21 protein-coding genes and 1 pseudogene are annotated in these 18,167 nt (G+C 58.5%); 16 read left to right on the top strand and 6 right to left on the bottom strand.

Annotation, left to right across the window (positions count from 1 at the left end; genetic code table 11):
- The first annotated feature begins 56 nt into the window (after positions 1-56).
- Together ACNFCH_RS07250 and ACNFCH_RS07245 are read left to right on the top strand one after the other, a co-directional pair.
- Positions 57-341 carry a hypothetical protein gene (locus ACNFCH_RS07250; protein WP_416742522.1) on the top strand — a complete coding sequence of 95 codons (285 nt, stop codon included), beginning with the start codon at positions 57-59 and terminating at the stop codon, positions 339-341.
- A 25-nt stretch (positions 342-366) separates the two neighbouring features.
- Complete coding sequence (locus tag ACNFCH_RS07245) at positions 367-615, top strand: hypothetical protein (protein WP_416742521.1); 249 nt, start codon at positions 367-369, stop codon at positions 613-615.
- Here ACNFCH_RS07245 and ACNFCH_RS07240 read toward each other — a convergent pair.
- Together ACNFCH_RS07240 and ACNFCH_RS07235 are read right to left on the bottom strand one after the other, a co-directional pair.
- Positions 603-1,160: a hypothetical protein gene (locus ACNFCH_RS07240; RefSeq protein ID WP_416742520.1), complete on the bottom strand. Its 558-nt coding sequence runs from the start codon at positions 1,158-1,160 to the stop codon at positions 603-605. The two genes, ACNFCH_RS07245 and ACNFCH_RS07240, sit on opposite strands and share 13 nt — an antisense overlap.
- A gap of 161 nt (positions 1,161-1,321) precedes the next feature.
- Positions 1,322-1,714: a hypothetical protein gene (locus ACNFCH_RS07235; protein WP_416742519.1), complete on the bottom strand. Its 393-nt coding sequence runs from the start codon at positions 1,712-1,714 to the stop codon at positions 1,322-1,324.
- Positions 1,715-1,800: 86 nt separating this feature from the next.
- Between ACNFCH_RS07235 and ACNFCH_RS07230 the strand changes: the two genes are divergently transcribed.
- The 11 genes from ACNFCH_RS07230 to ACNFCH_RS07180 all read left to right on the top strand — a co-directional run bounded on the left by ACNFCH_RS07230 (position 1,801) and on the right by ACNFCH_RS07180 (position 13,082).
- The gene (locus ACNFCH_RS07230; RefSeq protein WP_377734850.1) at positions 1,801-2,097 is read left to right on the top strand and encodes a hypothetical protein; all 297 of its coding nucleotides are present in this window, start codon (positions 1,801-1,803) and stop codon (positions 2,095-2,097) included.
- 60 nt (positions 2,098-2,157) lie between these two features.
- Positions 2,158-5,070, top strand: a complete 2,913-nt coding sequence (locus ACNFCH_RS07225) for a tape measure protein (RefSeq protein ID WP_416742518.1) — start codon at positions 2,158-2,160, stop codon at positions 5,068-5,070.
- 8 nt (positions 5,071-5,078) lie between these two features.
- Positions 5,079-5,426: a phage tail protein gene (locus ACNFCH_RS07220; RefSeq protein WP_416742517.1), complete on the top strand. Its 348-nt coding sequence runs from the start codon at positions 5,079-5,081 to the stop codon at positions 5,424-5,426.
- Positions 5,423-6,130 (top strand): phage minor tail protein L, encoded by a 708-nt coding sequence (locus ACNFCH_RS07215; RefSeq protein ID WP_416742516.1) that lies wholly within the window; start codon positions 5,423-5,425, stop codon positions 6,128-6,130. Before ACNFCH_RS07220 ends, ACNFCH_RS07215 begins: the two co-directional genes overlap by 4 nt.
- Complete coding sequence (locus ACNFCH_RS07210) at positions 6,130-6,849, top strand: Mov34/MPN/PAD-1 family protein (RefSeq protein WP_416742515.1); 720 nt, start codon at positions 6,130-6,132, stop codon at positions 6,847-6,849. Before ACNFCH_RS07215 ends, ACNFCH_RS07210 begins: the two co-directional genes overlap by 1 nt.
- On the top strand, positions 6,846-7,400 hold the full coding sequence (locus ACNFCH_RS07205) for a hypothetical protein (protein WP_416742514.1): 555 nt from the start codon (positions 6,846-6,848) through the stop codon (positions 7,398-7,400). The genes ACNFCH_RS07210 and ACNFCH_RS07205 overlap by 4 nt, the downstream gene beginning before the upstream one ends.
- On the top strand, positions 7,400-10,633 hold the full coding sequence (locus ACNFCH_RS07200) for a host specificity protein J (protein ID WP_416742513.1): 3,234 nt from the start codon (positions 7,400-7,402) through the stop codon (positions 10,631-10,633). Before ACNFCH_RS07205 ends, ACNFCH_RS07200 begins: the two co-directional genes overlap by 1 nt.
- 9 nt (positions 10,634-10,642) lie before the next feature.
- A complete protein-coding gene (locus ACNFCH_RS07195) occupies positions 10,643-11,701 on the top strand; it encodes a hypothetical protein (protein WP_416742512.1) in 1,059 nt (352 codons plus the stop codon).
- Complete coding sequence (locus tag ACNFCH_RS07190; protein ID WP_416742511.1) at positions 11,698-12,066, top strand: tail fiber assembly protein; 369 nt, start codon at positions 11,698-11,700, stop codon at positions 12,064-12,066. The genes ACNFCH_RS07195 and ACNFCH_RS07190 overlap by 4 nt, the downstream gene beginning before the upstream one ends.
- Before the next feature lie 69 nt (positions 12,067-12,135).
- A complete protein-coding gene (locus ACNFCH_RS07185; protein ID WP_416742510.1) occupies positions 12,136-12,567 on the top strand; it encodes a lysozyme in 432 nt (143 codons plus the stop codon).
- Entirely contained in the window at positions 12,564-13,082 is a 519-nt protein-coding gene (locus tag ACNFCH_RS07180) for a DUF2514 family protein (RefSeq protein WP_416742509.1), read from the top strand. The genes ACNFCH_RS07185 and ACNFCH_RS07180 overlap by 4 nt, the downstream gene beginning before the upstream one ends.
- 416 nt (positions 13,083-13,498) lie before the next feature.
- On the opposite strand, the gene ACNFCH_RS07175 is transcribed toward ACNFCH_RS07180, so the two are convergent.
- Both ACNFCH_RS07175 and ACNFCH_RS07170 read right to left on the bottom strand, forming a co-directional pair.
- Positions 13,499-14,152 carry a hypothetical protein gene (locus ACNFCH_RS07175; RefSeq protein ID WP_337158916.1) on the bottom strand — a complete coding sequence of 218 codons (654 nt, stop codon included), beginning with the start codon at positions 14,150-14,152 and terminating at the stop codon, positions 13,499-13,501.
- Positions 14,153-14,192: 40 nt separating this feature from the next.
- Positions 14,193-14,341 (bottom strand): annotated as a pseudogene (locus ACNFCH_RS07170) (IS5/IS1182 family transposase); the annotation flags it as partial.
- Between the two features lie 561 nt (positions 14,342-14,902).
- Here ACNFCH_RS07170 and ACNFCH_RS07165 point away from each other — a divergent pair.
- Positions 14,903-15,160 carry a hypothetical protein gene (locus ACNFCH_RS07165; protein WP_337158915.1) on the top strand — a complete coding sequence of 86 codons (258 nt, stop codon included), beginning with the start codon at positions 14,903-14,905 and terminating at the stop codon, positions 15,158-15,160.
- A 322-nt stretch (positions 15,161-15,482) separates the two neighbouring features.
- The gene (locus ACNFCH_RS07160) at positions 15,483-15,812 is read left to right on the top strand and encodes a hypothetical protein (RefSeq protein WP_230392894.1); all 330 of its coding nucleotides are present in this window, start codon (positions 15,483-15,485) and stop codon (positions 15,810-15,812) included.
- Positions 15,813-16,066: 254 nt separating this feature from the next.
- Here ACNFCH_RS07160 and osmE read toward each other — a convergent pair whose 3' ends face one another.
- Positions 16,067-16,423 carry an osmotically-inducible lipoprotein OsmE gene (gene osmE / locus ACNFCH_RS07155; protein ID WP_337158914.1) on the bottom strand — a complete coding sequence of 119 codons (357 nt, stop codon included), beginning with the start codon at positions 16,421-16,423 and terminating at the stop codon, positions 16,067-16,069.
- A 165-nt stretch (positions 16,424-16,588) separates the two neighbouring features.
- Between osmE and ACNFCH_RS07150 the strand changes: the two genes are divergently transcribed.
- On the top strand, positions 16,589-17,194 hold the full coding sequence (locus tag ACNFCH_RS07150; RefSeq protein ID WP_337158913.1) for a hypothetical protein: 606 nt from the start codon (positions 16,589-16,591) through the stop codon (positions 17,192-17,194).
- An 89-nt stretch (positions 17,195-17,283) separates the two neighbouring features.
- Here ACNFCH_RS07150 and ACNFCH_RS07145 read toward each other — a convergent pair whose 3' ends face one another.
- Positions 17,284-17,874 carry a hypothetical protein gene (locus ACNFCH_RS07145; protein WP_337158912.1) on the bottom strand — a complete coding sequence of 197 codons (591 nt, stop codon included), beginning with the start codon at positions 17,872-17,874 and terminating at the stop codon, positions 17,284-17,286.
- Positions 17,875-18,167 lie beyond the last annotated feature (293 nt).

Raw genomic sequence — 18,167 nt, 5'->3', positions numbered from 1 at the left:
GCGAGTGGGCCGGGCAGGGCAATGAGAAGAAGCGCTGGAAGCATGAGCGGCTTGGGGTGCCTGTCCCTGATCCACCAGAGATCGACGGTGTAACTGCCGAGATCCTTGAGGCCTACGGCCAGATCAGCAGGTCAAGGCAGTACGTGGGAATGGCCGGTGCTCCGGCGCCGATCTCGCCAGTGGCCATCACTGATCACCTGACCCGCTACCCTTCGGCGATATGCCGCGAAGAATTCGACGCTGCAATCTTCGCCATGGACGACGAGTTCCGGCGCCACTGGGATGAGCAGCAGGAAAACGAGCAGACCAAGGCAGCGCCGAACAAGCGCAAGCCTAAATGACGCGGCCAGGCCGCAGGAGAAGAACATGCAGCAGAGCTATGTGCTTACCATCCGCGACCTGTTCACTGTGCATGATGGCGTCCAGTGCGGCGGGAAGGCTGTTGTGTCGATCATGGATGATGGTGAAGAAATTGACCGGCTGTGTTTTGAGGGGAAGGTCGGCCCCGATGGCTACCAACGTCGGTACACCGGAAAACCGGGGCTGAAGGCAAGGCTCGTCTCCGGCCCTGGCGTGATTCATATGGGGGTGCAAAGCGATGCTCAGGACGAGTGATCAGCCTCAAGAACAAATCGCTCAAACCACTCAACAACCTTGCCGTGAGACTCTTGATCCTGCTCGCGATGGAAGGCGGCTATCAGATATTGTGGATCGCTTCCGCGTAATGAAAACTCCCGATACTCCCATGCCGAGCGCTCATTCAGTGCTTGGGCCAAGCCTGGAAACTCTGCGTCTTTCTCTTCGATCCACGATTGCCAGCGATCATGGACAGCCATGACAGTCTTTTCGTTTGCTGCCTGCGCGTGATCTCGGAGGGTAAACTCGACATATGAGAAATAGTGCCCATCTTCCCCAGATAGACAGCCAAGAGACATGAATGGGCTGTCTTGGCTGTTGAGCGCTTCCAGAACATAGCGAAGGCCGTTCTCTTTGGTTGCCTCGTGAATCTCATCAATGCGATGGGGCTCTGCGAGCAGATCGATCCCGCCGTTGTTCCTATCGCCGTCTGGACTTACCGCTTCTGCGCGATAAGGCCAAACCTGATATCCATCTGCCGGGTCCGCCTTGATCATCTGCGGACGGGGTGATCTCGCTGGCATGGCTGCATTCCTTTGTGGGCTTACAGGTGTCTTGTCTGTCCGGCTTGTTCCGCCGGATCGGCTGTCGAACGAAACGCTACTACGCCACCATCCAATCCGCGTACTGGCTTTCCGTCCAGGGTGGATGGGTGGACAGGGTGGCGTTTGTCGGTGAGCGAGCCCTAACCGAGCTTTGAAATGGCGCGAGCCCTTTGCTTTTCGATTGCCTGAGCCCTGGGCCCTAAATGACATTGTGTAGCGGAGCCATTCAAGACCATCGGCTGGCTTCGGTAGTCATCGGCAATAGCCAACCAGCGATCGCATATCGTTACAACGTCTGTGTACTGCTTGCGCTTGCTGAGGATTATGGCGGCGCGCTCGAAGAAAAATGGTGCGGCGCTGATTCTCGAACCTGGCGCCTGGCGCCAATAGGTGGCTTCCTCTGCGTCGCAGCAACTCAGCATCGCCTCCAAGTCATCCTTCCGCTCCACGAAGGAGCTTGTCGGCCTGCCGTCAACCTCTGCGAGAGCTCTAGATTGGCGAAGGACATCCTCAGCCTCAAGACTCCATTCCATGGCTTCGCTCCTTTGGGTTTGGTGGCGCAGGCTAACCCATGCTGCCCGTGAAATGGTAGATTGCTCGCATCGACAAGGAGGGCGTCATGGAGCTGCTGATCATTTGCCTGGCGTTGGCCGGGGTAACTGCCTATTTCGCGAAGCAGAAAGGAAGAAGTCCAGCTGCCTGGTTCCTTTTGGGCCTGATCTTCCCGGTGATTGGACTTATTGCTGTTTGGATCGTGAATCCGTTAGGCGTAGACCAGCAGAAGAGCATTGAGATTGCCAAAAAGTTTGGGTCCTCGTCCTTATACAGAAAGTGCCCATTCTGTGCCGAGGTTGTGCAGCGCGAGGCCATAAAATGTAAGCACTGCAAGTCCGACTTGGAGCCTGTCCAAGACTGACTACAACACCACTAGTGAAGCCCGCCTTTGAGCGGGCTTTTTTGTGCCTGGAGTTTAACGATGGCCCAAGAATCGCGGCTGGCGGTAACCATTGACTCGCGAGATGCGCAGCGCGACGCCAAATCAATGACCAAGGACCTCAATGCCCTGGAGTCTGCAGGAAATAGAATTGATCCGGCGATGCGCAAAGCTGGTGCGTCGATGGATGACGTGGGCAAGAAGGCATCTTCCACAGGTTCGAAGATCAGAACTCTAGAAGGCCAAACAGGCAGCCTCGTTTCCGCAGTATCAGGTCTGGCTGCCCCATTGGCTGCGGCATTCAGCGCAGCAAAGATCGCCGCAGCAGCGGAGCAATACACCAACCTTACCAACCGACTACGGCTTGTGACGAATGGGGCTGAGCAGCTGGCTTTCGCTCAGCAGTCCGTTTATGACATTGCTCAAAATTCGCGACAGTCGCTTGAGACGACTGCTCAGGTGTATCAGCGGATCGCCCAGAACGGCAGGCAACTCGGCTTGAGTTTTTTTGATGTTGCTAGAGTGACTGAGACCGTGGCGAAAACTGTGGCTCTCAGCGGAGCCAGCGCCCAGGCTGCAGATGCAGCTATGGTCCAGTTCGGGCAGGCGCTGGCTTCTGGGACGTTGCGTGGGGATGAGCTGAACTCCATCCTAGAGCAGACGCCGGCGCTTGCGCAGGCCATTGCCAGAGGGCTTGGGGTTACCATCGGCCAACTACGAACAATGGGATCAGAGGGCAAACTTACTGCTGAGGCAATCGTGAGGGCGCTTCAGGACCAAAAGGACAAGGTTGACCAGCTTAGCTCCAGCCTGAATATGACCGTTAGCCAGGCAATGACAGCGTTCAATAATGCGCTGGTAGCCACTATTGGTCGACTGGATGAGGCCACGGGATCAAGTCAGGCGCTTGCCAAGGGCATTGCATCGCTTGCCCGCGCAATGGATGGATTCAACTCGGGCGAGTTCCTCGACTTTTTCCGTACCGACAAGAAGACGGTCGCCGGCCTCAACAATGAGCTTAGCGTAACGTTAGCCAGTATTCGCGATCTTCAGAATGCGAGATCTCGGCTTTCAAAAGCCGACTCCAGCGATACCGTTCTATTCAACTTCAAATTTTATGACCGGAAGGAGATCGATGCCGAGATCGCCGACCTCGAAGGAAAGGCCGGTAGCATTCGCGCAATCGTCTCGCGCATGCAGGCAAAAGCAGCCAGTACTGGGTCTCAGAAGCCGCAGGGTGAAAATGCCTCGACACCTGTGAACGCTGAATTCGAGAAGCTGTTGGCGAATCTGAAGAAGCAGGCTGCGTTACAAGGCCAAAACAGCGAAGTCGCAAAAGTTCGCTACGCCATAGAGGCAGGTGAACTTGGTAAGCTTCTACCGGAGCAAGAAAAGCTGCTCCTGAAGTACGCAGAAGAAAAGGACGCCAAAGTCGCCGCTGAAAAGGCATCAAAGGCAGCTGCCGCAGCTTCAAGCAAGGCCAATGCCGCAGCCCTCAAAGGTGTGCCAGAGGCCCTGAACACCTTCTCCCGGCTCTACGGTCAGTACGACCCTGCGGCAGAAGCTGCCAGAGCACTCGCCAAGGAACAGAGCCAACTCGACCTTGCTTTGAGCAAGGGCAAGATCAGCCAGGACGAATATGGCAAGGCGCTGGCGCAAGCCTCGATCAACTACGCCGCGGCCATCAAGGGCGCCCGTGGCCTGACCCAGGCTGAGCAGTATCGGGCCCAGCTGGACCGCCAGCTCGCCACCCAGCGTGCACAGTACGACGCTGAGGCGGCAGCGGTGGGCATGGGTAGCCTTCAGGCTGATCGCATGCAGCAGCGCATCCGACTGGAGCAAGAGACGAATGATAGAATCCTGCAGTTGCGTACGGAACTGGCCAACGCTACCACTGAAAAGCAGCGCCAAGATCTGCAAGCTCAGATCGACCTGACTGCCGAGTATCTGCCAAAGCAGCTCCAGGCCATGCAAGTGGGCTGGGGGCAGATGGATCAGCAGCTGCTCAATGCAACTAACGGCTGGACTGCTGCGCTCCAGAACTTCCAAAACAGCGCGAACGATGTCGCTGGTCAGACGCAGTCGTTGTTTTCCAACGCCTTCTACGGAATCAGTGCAGATGCCGGGCGGGCGTTCGAAGGCATGGTCTTCGATGGCATGACGTTCAGTGATGCCATGAGCATGATCACAGAGAACATGCTCCGCGGTGTGGTGGGTGCTCTGGGCGAGATGGCTGCTCAGTGGGCGGTGAACCAGGCGCTGCAGTTGGCGTTCGGTAAGACACAAGATGCACTTTCGGCAGCAGAAATGGCCAGGATTGCAGCTGAAACGACAGCCAAGACCACGAGCATCGCTGCTGTCACCACCGCCAAGATTACAGCCGATGGCGCGATGACCGCATCCAGCCTGGCTGCTACCGCTACAACTACATCCGCACAGACCGCAGCGGCAGCTACGACGGCGAGCGCCTGGTTGCCGGCTGCCTTGGTGGCGTCGGTAGGCTCCTTCGGCGCCGCTGCGATAGTTGGCGGCACTGCATTGCTCGCCGCATTTGCGCTGTTCAAGGGGTTCAAGACTGGCGGGTATGTGTCAGGCCCTGGCTCAGGAACCTCGGACAGTATCCCTGCGCGCCTCAGTAACGGCGAATTCGTGGTGAACGCCGAGGCTACCAGGCGCAACCGTTCACTCCTCGAAGCCATCAACTCCAACGAGCGGGTATCGGTGAGTGGGGGAGGAGGGCGAACCATTATCCAGTCTGGCAATGGTCGTGGGGGGGAGCGAGACAAGCCAGCAGGTGGCGAAGTCAACGTTCCGATTCAGGTCTACGTCCAAGCTCAGCCAGGCATGAGCGACGCGGAGGCGCGGCGCCAAGGTCAACTTGCCGGTGAAGGCGTCCGAGACATCGTTCGCCAAGTCATACAGGACGAGCAACGCCCAGGCGGAATGCTCTCATAGGAAACACCATGGAAACGCTACCTGATGTTGGCCGCAGTCCAGATTACGGCCTGATAGCCGGCGGCACATTTTCGCGGGATGTAACGAAATTTGGTGACGGGTACGAGCTCCGTCGCTCGTCCGGGCTCCAGCCATTCCGCAGGGAGTGGGGCGTGCGATGGTCTTTGCTGAATGAGGGGCAACGAGACACTCTGCGCGATTTTCTGAATGCGAGGCGCGGCGTGGAAGCCTTCCAGTGCACCATGCCTGGCGAAGGGTCCCTGCGGGTCATATGCCAGGACCCTCCTTCATCCACTCACGACACCTATGGTCGATTCACCATGACCGCCACCTTCACCGAGGACCTGAACCCATGACGCCCGAGCTCATCGCGACGGACATGCAGCGCCTGGAGCAGGATGCGATCGTGCAGATGTTCGAGATCGACGCGACCCAGTACGGAGGTGAGGTCATGTACTTCGCCACGGCGACGGTGGACGGCCATGCCATCAGTTTCAACGGCGTGCAGTACCTGCCGTTCCCGATCCAGGCCGAGGGCTTCACCTGGAACGGGCAGGGCACCTTGCCGCGCCCGACGTTGCTGTTGGCGGCCCAGGATCTGGCCTTCCTGTCGCTGGTCATGTCGGCCAACGACTTGGTGGGCGCCCCGGTACGGCGCAAGCGCACCTACCGCAAGCACCTGGACGATGGCAGTGATCCTGACCCAGACGCCCTGTTCCCGGTCGACTACTACGTGATCGAGCGCAAGGCCCGGCAGAACCGCACGCAGATCCAGTTCGAGCTGTCGGTGCAGATGGACCAAGAGGGTCGGATGATCCCGGCTCGCCAGGTCCTGCGCGACACCTGCACGCATCGGTACCGCTGGTGGGATGGCACCCAGTACCGCTACGAAGGTGCAACCTGCCCCTATGCCGGTACCGGCGAATGGGCCGAGAGCGGCGCAAGCGCGGATCGCGGGGCTGACCGGTGCGGTAAGCGGTTGTCCGACTGCAAGCTGCGTTTTGGTGTGTACGGCAACCTTCCGTTCTACGGATTCCCTGGCGTGGCGAGGTATCGGTGATGTTTGAGCAGCACACGGAGCAGTTACAGCGCGAGGCCATTGCCGCCTATCCACAGGAGGCGGTCTGGCTGATCACGCCGGGCGAGTGCCGGCGGGTGAAGAACATCGCCGCCGAGCCCACCAAGACGTTCCAGGTCGACAAACGCACGATGGCGGCTGCCGTGGCGCGTGGCCTGCTGGCGGTGGTGCACAGCCACCCCGACTATCCGGCCTGCCCGAGCGCCGCCGACATGCGTGGACAGGCCACCACTGGCGCGCCGTGGGGGATCGTGGCCACGGATGGCGAGCGGGCCACCGAGCCTGTCTGGTTCGGCTATCAGGTCGAGCGTGCCCCGTTGGTGGGTCGCGGCTTCCGTCACGGTATCACCGACTGCTACGCGCTGATCCGCGACTACTACCGCCTGGAGCTGGGCATTGACCTGATCGAGTTCCCCCGCGATTGGGAATGGTGGCTGAACGGCGGCGACCTGTACCGCGACGGCATCGCCCCGGCGGGCTTTCGCCGGATCGAACAGGCCGAGGCCATGCCCGGTGACATGTGGATTGCCCAGCTGCGTTCGCCGGTACCGAACCACGGTGGGGTACTGCTAGAGCACGGTCTGGCGCTGCACCACCCGAGCGGAAGCGATCCCGTAGACGGCACACAGTTGTCTCGGCGCGAGCCGATCGGCCGCTGGCTGCCGCACATCACCCTTTGGTTGAGACATGAATCACGATGAAGACCATCCACTTGCACGGTGCGCTGGGCTCCCAATTCGGGGGCCCTTTTCGTTTGGACGTGCGCGATCCAGCTGAGGCGGTGCGGGCGCTGCTGGTGCAACTGCCGGGGTTCCGCGAGGCGCTTGAGGCTGGCCACTGGCATGTGCTGCGTGGTCCGCTCGAGCAAGGCGAATCCCTGGCCGAGGAAGGCCTGGTGGTCGCCCTGGGCGCTGCCGAGGAAATGCACATCCTGCCAGCCATTGAAGGCGCCGGCGGCGTGATGAACATCGTTTCCGGCATCTCGATGGTCGTCTGGGGCGTGATGACCGGCAACTACGGCATGGTCAAGAAGGGGTTCAACAAGACCACAGGCGGCATCACCAGCCTGTTCAGCCAGACGCCAAAGAGTAGCGACTACTCCGGGCGTGAACAGGCGGATGAGCGTCCGTCGTTTTTGTTCGACGGGCCCACCAACACCAGCACGCAGGGCCTGCCAGTTCCCGTCATTTATGGTCGAGTCAGGACCGGCTCCATTGTCGTCAGTGCAGGATTGACCGCCGAGGAGGCGTGATGAGCGATATCATTCTTGGCGCCAAAGGTGGCGGTAAAGGAGGTGGTGGCGGGTCGGGTAGTGGCGGGTCGTCGAGAACGCCGGTCGAAGCCCCGAACACGCTCCGATCAGTTGCAACAGCCAGGATCATCGATTTGCTGGGCGAAGGCCCGATAGTTGGCCTGGTCAATGGGCTGAAGTCGGTATTTCTTGACGACACACCGCTGCAGGCCGCCGACGGTAGTTACAACTTCTCCGGAATGACTGTCGCTGTGCGGACCGGCGAGGCCAGTCAAGCGCCAATTTCTGGGTTTCCAGCTGTAGAAAATGAAGTCGATGTCTCGACACAGTTGGAAGAGCTCGCGCCAATTGTTCGTTCTGTAACCAACCTTGAGGTAGATGCGGTTCGCATCAAGGTGCGCGTGCCATCGCTGACTAGCCAAGACACGAAAACGGGCGACATCAACGGCGCTTTCGCACAAGTGGATGTCCAGGTTCGGCCAAGCAATGGGCCTTGGGTTGATTCGGCCAAAATCGTATTTAGCGGAAAGACGACCTCAGCCTATGAGAAGCAGCAACGGGTCGAACTGCATGGGGTTGGTCCCTGGTCGATTCGTTTAATCCGCCAGACGCCAGACAGCACGTCTACCATTCAGAGAGATACGCATTGGGCGAGCTACACCGAGATAGTCGACGCGCGCCTGACATACCCCGACAGCGCCGTCATTGGGCTGCAGGTTGACGCTCGCCAGTTCGGCTCTGAGATCCCGTCCCGTTCCTACGATGTGAAGGGACGCATCATTCGTGTCCCGTCGAACTACGACCCAGCCACGCGGGCCTATGCAGGTCTTTGGGACGGAGCGTTCAAACTGGCCTGGACTGACAACCCGGCCTGGGTCTACCTAGATTTGGCCACCCATCCGCGTTACGGCGCCGGTCTCGATAACGTAGACAAGTGGTCGCTCTACCAGATTGCTCAGTACTGCGATGAACTGGTGCCAAACGGCTACGGCAAGATGGAGCCGCGCTTTACCGTCAATACCGTGCTGGCTGAGCAGGTAGAGGCGATCAAGGCGCTGAATCAGCTGGCCAGCGCCTTCCGCGGCATGACCTACTGGGGCAGCAACTCGGCGGTGGCTGTAGCCGACATGCCGAGCGACCCGGTCAAGCTTGTTTCTCCTGCCAACGTGATTAATGGGGAGTTTGAGCGCTCCGGCACTGGTTTGCGAGAACGCCATTCGGTAGCGCTGGTGACCTGGAACGATCCTGAGGACGGCTACAAGAAGCAAGTCGAGGTAGTGGAGGATGCCGATGCTATCCGGTCGTTTGGTTGGCGCCAGCTCGATGTGACTGCGTTCGGCTGCACGTCTCGCGGCCAGGCGCACCGCTTGGGTCGTTGGCTGCTGTACAGCGAGCGCGCCGAAACCGACACGATCAGCTACACCGCTGGTGTTGACCACGCCGATCTACGGCCTGGCGACATCATCGCGCTGCATGATCCATCGCAAGCTGGAGCGCGCCTCAGTGGTCGCGTGCGCGCCCCTGGCCTGGCTGAGCTAGAGCTGGACAAGGTGCCAGACGAGGTCGCAGGCTTTGACTGGTTTCTCGATGTCATGCTGCCGGTCGGCGTGATCGAGCGGCGTCAGGTGCAGAGCTTCACTGGAAACATCGTCACGCTGGCCGAGCCACTGAGTGCGACTCCCGTGGTTGCTGCGATGTGGGTGTTGTCGAATCTATCCGTTGAGCCTGAACTGTTCCGGGTCGTCAGCGTGTCGGAGAAGGAGGGCGCGCAGTACCAGATAACGGCAGTTGAGCACGACCCTGACAAATACGCCCGCGTCGAGCTCAACCTGAACCTTCCGGAGCGGGACACTTCGCTGATTCCCACCGGCCCGCTGCCGGCGCCGATCAACCCCACAGTCGAGGAGTACCTGTATCGTGCTGGTGTGGTGGCTAGATCAGGTGCGTCAATCTCGGTAACTCCGCCCAGTGATCCCCGGGTCACGCTGTACGAGTTTCAAGTCTGGCGCCCGGGCGAAAGCGACTATGGTCCGCTCAGCATGCAGTCCGGCGTGACGGCGGATGTGCAGGACACCAGCCCAGGCGAGTACAAAATCCGCGTCCGGTCGATAGCCGTTACTGGACTTCGCTCGCCCTGGTCCAGCCTGACCGTGCCGCTACAGGGATTGCTGCGCCCGCCGGCCGACATCGCCGACCTACGGCTGACGGTCAATGCCGGGCAGTTGACGCTGTGGTGGCCACCGGTTCCCGATCTGGACCTTGACCACTACGAGGTTCGCTACAGCCCTGCACTGGCTGGGGCAACGTGGGCCAGCGCGCAAGTGGTGATCGACCGCGTTTCGGCTGGGGTCAATACGGCAACGCTTCCGGCCCGTCGCGGCACGTACCTGGTGCGAGCGGTGGACACCAGCGGCATCTATAGCCTGAATGCGGTATCGGGCACGTCTGAAATCGCCGATCTTGACAGCTATAACGCGGTGGAGGCGGTTGACGAGGGCCCGGCCTGGGCCGGAGAGCGCGTGGACGTCAGCGTAGCCCTTGGTCAACTCCAGCTGGATAGCCAAGACACGCTTTCAGACTGGCCCACGCTGGCCGAGGTCGTGACCATGGCGTATGGCACGTCGGGCCTCAAGGAAGAAGGTTGGTACTACGCCGATGAAATCGTCGACATGGGCCACGTCTACACCGCGCGCCTCACCAGCGAGGTTCTAGCCTTCGGCTTCGACATTCTCGGCACCATGGCGAGCTGGGTCACGCTGGCGTCGATCGACCGACTGGCCGATGTCGATCCCGGCCAATGGGGTCTCACGCTGGAGGTTTCGCAAAGCAGCACTCCGCAGCCAGAGGCGCCGACGGATTGGACCCCCTGGGCCCCGCTGACCATCGGTGAACACACGGCGCGGGCGTTCCGCTTCCGACTGCATCTGCGCAGCTATGCCCCGGCAGTGACGCCGAGCGTCAGCCAGATGCGCATCGTCATCGACATGCCAGACCGCGTGGCAGGCGCCAATGACTTGCTGTGCCCAGCCGGAGGGATGCGGATCAGTTTTGACCCGGCCTTCATGGTGCGTCCTGCCCTGGCCGTCGATGCCCAGGGACTTAGCGTGGGGGATCGCAAACTGATTACCGATATCGACGACAGCGGTTTCAACGTGCGGTTCTTCGACAGCACCGGCAGCGGGGTTGAGCGCACATTTGACTATCTCGCCAAGGGCTATGGCCGGCGAATCTAAGGAGCACCTATGAGCCAATTCGATTGGGGTGTCATGGACCCCAACGCCAAGAGCGGGCCGCAGCTTGCGCTTGACCTGAACAACTTTCGTGACGCCTTGAACTCGCTGCACAGAGGGGTGTCGCGGCCGGCATATGTACGAGCTGGCATGCTCTGGATTCGTGAAGTCACGACTGAGCGCTGGGATGTAGTCCTGCACGACGGACAGAATGACCTGGTTCTGCGCAGCCTGGATCCGACCGCATCCAAACTCTTTAAAATTCCGTCTTCGGAAATTGAAGGACTGGATAATGCGCTGGGCGCCACGGTGCAGAAGGATGCCCCCACCGCGACGGGCGCAGCTATCTTGCCGGCCGGCACCACCGCGCAAAGACCGGCAGCACCGATGGGCGGGATGCTGCGTTTCAACAACAGCATTTTGGAGTATGAGCGTTACCAGAATGGCAAGTGGCTGGCACTGAACACTCTAGATAAGGCATTGAACGAGGCTCCTTTGGTGACACTGGCCTCGTCCTCGACTGTCGATATTGGTGCAGCCGGGGCAAACACGATCAACATCAGCGGTGGAGCGACGATAAATTCGCTCGGGTCTGCGACGGAAGGTGTTGTCAGGCGCTTGATCTTCCAGGGAAGTCCTGTGATCAGCCACAATTCAGCTTCGCTGATTCTGCCAGGCGGCGCGAACATTACAGCCAGCCCTGGCGACACCGCACAATTCGTTTCGCTTGGTAGCGGTAACTGGAAATGCGTCGGTTACGCTCGGGGTAACGGCAATGCCGTGGTGGAGGGAGGCATTGGTGCAGGACAGGACTGGGTAAACCTTACAGCCTCGCGACTGGTCGGTACCACATACACAAATACTACGGGGCGAACAATTTACGTAGTGATTGCCATGTCCTTGACCACCGGTATGACTTCGACCCTGACAGTTCAAGGCGAGCAGCGCAGCTGGGTCGCAAACAACGGTTCAGGTGGCGGCGTAGGGACGCACTCGGCACCAGTTCTACCCGGGAATACGTATTCTGTTCAGAGCGGATCGCTGATCCGTTGGAGCGAGGTTCGAGCATGAGCATGAAATACTTGAAAGACCCGACCACTGGGGAGGTTTTCGCCTTTGAAGCAGATGGATCACAAGATGATTTCATTCCTATCGGGTTGATTGCTCTGACCGAAGCGGAAGTGGAAGCGCACCTTGCGCCACCTGTCCTTTCGCCGGAGCAGTTGGCTGAAATCGCGCTCAATGAACGCGACGCGCTGCTGGCTCAGGCTGCGATTCGGATCGCACCGCTGCAAGATGCCGTCGACCTCGGTGAAGCCAGCGCAGCAGAAGAACAGGCGCTAATCGCCTGGAAGCGTTACCGCGTTGCGGTTAACCGCATTGATCAGCAGGGGGGCTTCCCCGGCCAGATCGACTGGCCCGTGCCGCCGGCCTGATCAACTGAACGACAGCCTGCCAACGAAGACAACCGCCTGATGGCGGTATTTTTTTGCCTGGAGAAAACCATGCGTACATCGCAACGCGGCTTGAGTCTGATCAAGTCGTTCGAAGGCCTGCGCTTGCAGGCGTACCAGGATGCCGTCGGCGTCTGGACCATCGGCTATGGCGCCACCCGAGGGGTGAAGGCGGGCATGTCGATCAGTAAGGAGCAGGCCGAACGCATGCTGCTGAACGACGTGCAGCGCTTCGAGCCCGAGGTCGAGCGCCTGGTTACCGTGCCGCTCAGCCAGAACCAGTGGGATGCCTTAGTGAGCTTCGCCTACAACCTGGGCTCCGCCAACCTGGAATCGTCGACGCTGCGCCGGCTGCTCAACTCTGGCGACTATGCCGCAGCCGCTGATCAGTTCCCGCGGTGGAACAAGGCCGGCGGGAAGGTTCTGGCGGGGCTGGCGCGGCGTCGGGAGGCGGAGCGGGCTTTGTTTCTGGAGGCCGCATGAGCTGGCCCGGCGCGGTGCCGGCCTGGGTCTGGTGGTTGATAGTCCTTGCGCTGGTTGCCGGCGGCCAGCAGTACCGGGTGGTAGTTGCCCAGGGCGAAACCAGTACCGCGCGCGGCGAACTGGCCGACTACAGCCTGCAGGTCGCTGAGCGTGATCGGCGCGCCGCAGCTCAGGCCAGAACCGAAGAACACCGCCGCCAGGCCGTGACGGACGAAGCAGATAGGAAAGCAGATGAACGGTATGCAAATCTTGAGGGTAGGGTTGTTGCTGCTGAGTCTCGGTCTGTCGGGCTGCGCGGCGAAATTGAGCGGCTGCGCGCAAGCCATCGAGCAACCTGCGATACCATCGCTGCCCAGCAGCGCCAGGCAGGAGCCTCTGCCGTCGTGGTGCTCGGGGGATTGCTTGAAGAGTCTGACCGAATGGCGGGAGACCTCGCGAAAGCGCTTGAGCGAAGTCGAATAGCCGGGCTGGCGTGCGAGGCGGTGGCGGATGGAATCCGCCGTGGCGGTGAGTAGTTATATAAAGGAATGGAATCGGTCGGCAGAGCGCCGAAGAAGGGTGACAGGAAGCGTGGGACAAATCTGGGACACCGAATGTCCCAAATGATGATGAATCAAGATGCAGGAAAATGATGGAAACCCCAATAGATACAGGGGGTTGAGCGATTTGCTCCAATAAAATAGCAGGTTGAGACCGGATTGCAAATCCGTCTACGCCGGTTCGATTCCGACCTCGGCCTCCACCATTCGAAAACCCCGCAGATGAAAGTCTGCGGGGTTTTTATTTATGCGCTGGAAAACCTCATCGTTTCCGCATCAGACCTCCTGCTTGGTTAAATCTGACCATCTCTCCAGCGCGACGGTAAACGCGCTCGGTCTTGCAGCATTTCCTGCGGCTGTCTGTAACCGTGAACGGTGGACAGCACGCTCAATTATTCCGTCACAATAAAATTTGCCGTAATGTTTCCCGCTCTTTCACATGATCCTCCGGCTTTGCTGGCTTCGCTCGAAGTTGCGCCATAGAGACTATTCTTGTTGGCGATGTGATCAAGGCTGGTTGTTCCCCAGCCATTCGAGGTGATGGTTACGCGGACACCGTCTCGGAAAGTGATAGAGAAATCTCCCTTCGCCGGAGTACCAAATCCCTTTACCAGGAATGCTTCCCGTGGATTCGCTCCGCTCCCACTGTTCTCAACCAAATAACGACCCTTGCTCTTTGTGCTCCAAATGGTGAAGAGCTCAGAGGTCTTGTAGTTGTGTAGCGCTTTGAAACTGCATACGTAGATTACCGTTCCAGTTACGTCTGCGATTGCTCTTGTCTGTCGCGGTATATCCGTTTTGTACTCACATACATCGATGCTTTTTCTATCCGGAAAATCAATATTGCACTCGGCAACCGCTAGCGTTGCGATCGCCATGAGTAGTAATGAAGTTAAGAATTTCAGTTTCAACCCGGCCACTGGGTTTTCATGATTATTTTTCATTTTTACGCCCTTTAAGGGTGGTCTGGCAGATGCCGACATTTTTCGGTTGCTCCGAAAGTAGTCATTCCCAAAACGGCCCGACAAATCTGTCGCCTGTTTCATGCTTTTCGGCTATTCCGAGCACTTTGTAGCGTCCATCCCTCTAGTATAGAGCCCCCTTTTTTGTGGCCATCAGCAAATACCAACGTGCTATCCATAGGTTCGGCAGGGCAAAAGTAGTGACTGCACCGCGTTCTTGGCCAAGCCATGGCGCACTTCGGTATAGCCAAACTGTCGCTTGATTACCCGGAATCGTGGCCCGTCTCGACGCTCATGTCGTTCTCCATGCATGCGCCCCCACCGTGGCCTGAAAGACGGCGCGAGTTATCTTGAGGGATGGATTACTTAGGAGGCCTGCATGCTGTGGTTCGGAACCGACAAGGCCAGGTTTTGTTCAGCGGCGCATCGCGGGCGTCGTCGTGTTCATCGCGACCCTCTTTCTGGCCGCGGATTTGGCTGCCCCGGTCCTGGGACAATCCTGGGACACTCGAATCCAGCGCGACGGTAAACGCGCTCGATGATTCGCTCTTTAATTCGGCTAGTGAGTCCCCCTCCTTTGTCATATAGAAAATGTGAGAGAGCAGGGTGATTTCCTATTTGCCTGGCCGATTAGACCTCACATATTGCGCGATTATCGCCAGCGTGAGGGCATCGACCAGTGCCAGACCAGCGCCAGGGGTGCCCACCCATCCAGCATGGATGGAAAGCCAGTAGCGACCTCCGTTGGGGCGTAGTACGGTCCGCCTTCAACAAACCACCCGGTTCGTTGCCTTATGCCCACGGACCGGGGCTCTCATGACCTGGGAGGGTCGAATGGAAGTCGTTCGAGAGATCAAACAAGAAGAATTGGATGCAGCCTTGGTGGCATTTGCGCGCTACAAAATCGGAGAGATCAAGATCTTCGACTTGGAGCAGGCGATGAGCTTTGAAGCAGGCGACGCTCTATCCCGGAGCGGACTGGTCCGGTTCTCCATTACGAAGATGGTGTCTGGCCGTTATCGCATCAGTGATGAAGGGGAGAATGCGATCACAGAGGCAGGCCGGGATCGCCTTGAGGTGATCCGAGGATAACGCGGCCTTTCGGCTGATCGCTAGGCAACAAAAAGCCCGCTTGATGGCGGGCTCTCTGCGACGGGTGCTGATCCTTCAGCCTGGTCGGATTGTAGGGCAAGTTGGCGGCGGATTGCCAGATACAAAAAAGCCCGCCGGAGCGGGCTGAACGTCCCAACATGAACAAAGCTGACTTTACAGTCAGCTTTGTGAAGAAGTCGTGAAAGCAGCCGGTCAAACTTTCCCCCCAAGAACCTGCCAATCGCGCTGTTCTACGTTGGTGGGTTGGTGTCCCTTCTGCGTTGATTGCTAGAATCCATTAGCCACTATGGATCTATTGTAAATGCCTAGATTTCCCATTCTCATCTGTTCAGCAATGGTTGCTACTCTGGCAGGATGCGCATCGCCAGGTCAGCCGACGGGCAGCAAGCTCACCAGCAAGACCCCTGAAGCGTACGCGGCATGTGTGCTGCCGAAATGGCAGGCCACGGCGCCGCTTACCACACAGAAATCCATCTCCAATGGATACCGCATCACAGCACCCAGCGCAGTGACCTCCGATGATGTGCTTGAGGTCGTCAAGTATCACGAGGGTAGCCGTGCAACGTTTTACAAAGGCAGTTTCTTGTCGACTGACAAGCTGCGCACGGCGGCAAGAGAGTGCTTGGATTGATGTGCTAAGCCATAGCTTTACGTGTGCATCAATGCGAAAACCCGGCGCGAGGCCGGGTTTTCGGTAGACGGGGCCAAGTCCCTTTGGCTTGATCGATAGTGATCGAGTTGCGTGACAGCTGTGTGACAGCGCCTCTTCTTAATAGGGGGGCAGTCGCTGGTGAGACCAGTGCACAAACCTACCACTCGGCCATCCGGTTTCCTCGCCGCCTTTCGCCTTGTCTGGTTTGCGCACGAACACATTTCATACAGACCCTAATAGCCCGCACCACCAGCGCCCCCCATGTTATCGAGTGCCTTTCGGGTATTTTGAGGGCCGGCCTGTGCGCAGGTGGAGAAACTTTTGTTTTCCACGGTGCCTGCGGTATTAAAGTTGATGCTGTACGCGTGCTGTTGGCCCTGATGGGCAAGCATGTAATCAAAACAAGTGCCAGCGCCTTTGGGGCGTTCAGTGGTTGAAAGTGGCTGCCCACCGACTTGCAGAACTTGCGCTTTGCTCATGCCGGGCTCGATCTGAGATACCAGCGGCGAATCACGGTAGAGCGATGAGTTCGTCGTACAGCCGCTGCCTGCGGCCAATAGCACGGTCAGCGCCAACAGAGATGTTTTCATGGTGATGCACCTGATAGCGAATCGATAGAAATCGCCAGAGCACTCATTAATTAAAGTCCTTGGGCAGCGGGTGCGCTACTGCTGGCGTTGTATCCAGTTGGTGTGCCACGAGGGTGATGGTAAATTGATGGCGCTGCGTAGGCTGAATAAAGGGAATTTCTAACAATGCTGAGCAAGCTGATAGCAGCTGGTCTTTGTCTGTGGACACTTCAGTCAGCGGCCGCCGACGACAAGACCCGCGTACTGGTCGATAGGCGTTGGTACACGGAAGACTATGTAAGAACCCGCCTCTTCGAAACGCATCCTTCGCTGGCGAGAAATGCGTTTCACAAGAGTATCAAGTACGCCTACGCACCTGCAGTCGCAACGCTCGCAGGTGGGCGCTTTTTCGAACACCCGATGCGCTCTCGAAAAAGTGACCACATCTGGATGGTTGGAAAGAACGCAGGAAAAAATGTCAGCAAGGAAACCGAAGACCTTTGCCTGATGGAGATTGGCAAGGCCCTGGCTTCCTTGAAATGGCAAGCCAGTCGTGAGGCTCGAAGTGTTGGCCCCGCAGAGGGGGTGATCGTGGGCATCAGGGCAGGCGAGTTGGCCAAAGCGCCATGGAATCTGGCGAATGCCGCCAGCAATCCAATCTCGGTGATATCTCCTCGAGGCAATGCGCCGCTGCTATGCAACGTCTATAAATCCATGAGACGAAGCGATGGTGTGACCTACGATGTTTCCGTGGCGCTGACTGCGGAAGGTTTCTATTACAAGGGGCGGTAGTGTATCCGCGCTCGTCCAGACGGCATTGAAATGGGGCTTGGACGGCTCATGTACGCAAGTGGACTGTGCGTGCCCGCCCCGTCTTCGGCTCAGAGCTTGGATACCTCAGACTTGAGCGCTTCGGCGGGTGTTTCATCCGAGGACATCACCTGCGCGGGCAGGTTGGAGAAGGTCACCGCATACTTGCCCAGGTCTTTTTCCTGGCGCTGGAAGTTGATCGACACTTTTTCGCCTTGCCAAGAAAGCACTTCGGCCAAATAGGATGCCCCGGAGGCCATCTTGATCCAATGGCTGTCCAGCTTCGTGGGTTGGCCAAATTGCTCGGTCAACAGGTCCGTGACCAGGTTCAAGCTGTTGGCATTGCCACTGAAAACCAATTCCTGCACCTGCCCGTCTGCCAACGTGGCGACGAGTTCGTAGCCTGGGGAAATGGGTAGATATGGCAGGCCGCGGACTTCGAAGCGATTCGGGTCGGTGGTGGCTACCCGGCAAGGTTTGTCTGGCCTGGCGATATCAGCAGGGCATGGGGCAACTTGTTTGAGGAAGTCGCCCTGCAAGTTGATCCCCAGAAAAGAGGTTGGCTCCAGATCCCATGCTGGGGTGTTTTGCTGCGCGCCCGCCCAAAGAGGAAGCATGGCGAGCAGGCCTGCCGAAACGGTTAGAAGAGGTAGAGGCTTCATGGAGTCCATTCTTCGAAGAAGATTTTAAGGGTTGTAGAGTACTCGCATGCACAGCACATTCAATGCTGTCAATAGGCTAGCTTCTCAAGCAGCTTCCGCGAAAAGGAACAGGAAATTTCTGAAAAGTTCCTGTGAGGGGCTGAAGGCGTGAAGGGGGTCACGCTTTTACGGCTAGCAAGGCGCGTGCGGTAGGCGCCAAAAAGAAAACCCGCCGGGGGAGGCGGGTTGAAAGAACGTACGAAGCAGCCTCAGTGTGCCCAGTCGATTGTCAGAAATTCGTGAAGCGCCTGTTC

The sequence above is a fragment of the Pseudomonas sp. NY15354 genome, assembly GCF_048068075.1.
Taxonomy (GTDB): Bacteria; Pseudomonadota; Gammaproteobacteria; order Pseudomonadales; family Pseudomonadaceae; genus Aquipseudomonas; species Aquipseudomonas guariconensis_C.
Note: the sequence above shows the minus strand (reverse complement) of the source record. Positions and strands in the feature narration are given on the sequence as shown.